General features: G+C 34.6%; 1 protein-coding gene. It reads left to right on the top strand.

Features of this window, described 5'->3' with window-relative positions:
* Positions 1-151: 151 nt before the first annotated feature.
* On the top strand, positions 152-394 hold the full coding sequence (locus H4J57_RS19525) for a hypothetical protein (protein ID WP_182243996.1): 243 nt from the start codon (positions 152-154) through the stop codon (positions 392-394).
* The last annotated feature ends 283 nt before the right edge of the window (positions 395-677 follow it).

Below are 677 nucleotides of genomic sequence, written 5' to 3'. Positions count from 1 at the left end.
TAAGGTTTTGTATTTACAGAAATACTTCACCTAACAAGCAATTCAAACGGACAAATAACAGTTGGCTGTCGTTCGTTCCTCACTATTTTAGCCAACTATTATTTGCCGCTTAATATGGGCGTTATATGCTATGCAAATTAAGGAGTCAAACTTGAGTATCAAAGATGAATTAACGGTAGTTGAATTAGGGCGCATATTAAAAGATAAATATCATACAGCTCCTAAAGGAGAAGCTGTTGCCATGATTCATTTATTCGGTATTACTTACGCTGAGCATATCAAAGCTACAGGCGCGTCAATGAGAGCTTTGATATTGGCGGCAAATATTCCCAAGTCATACGCCACTGAAATAAGTAAAGGTGTTAAGTTGGCAGCTTTTGTTTCTATAAAGTAATGCACCATTAAAAGGTTATAAATAAAGGTTAATATCTTGCGTATATTTAATACCTTTCTTTTTAGTTTGTAGTTCATAAATTCTCCATTAGTTAAGGTTTATCTAATGGGTAGGTTAATTATGTTGCTCGCTGTGAAACTAAATTTTGATGTTTTTCGCATATAACAACACGCCCTGAGGTGGACAACTAGTAAAATTTAGCTATTTATTGCAAATTTTAACAGTGGCGATCCTCTTCGTTTTAATGCTTCTAAATATTTTGATTCGTTGTAGGGCGTCTTCG

The organism is Colwellia sp. BRX8-7 (assembly GCF_014077275.1).
GTDB lineage: Bacteria > Pseudomonadota > Gammaproteobacteria > Enterobacterales > Alteromonadaceae > Colwellia_A.
The sequence above is the reverse complement of the archived record's forward strand: the minus strand, read 5'-3'. Positions and strand labels throughout refer to the sequence as shown.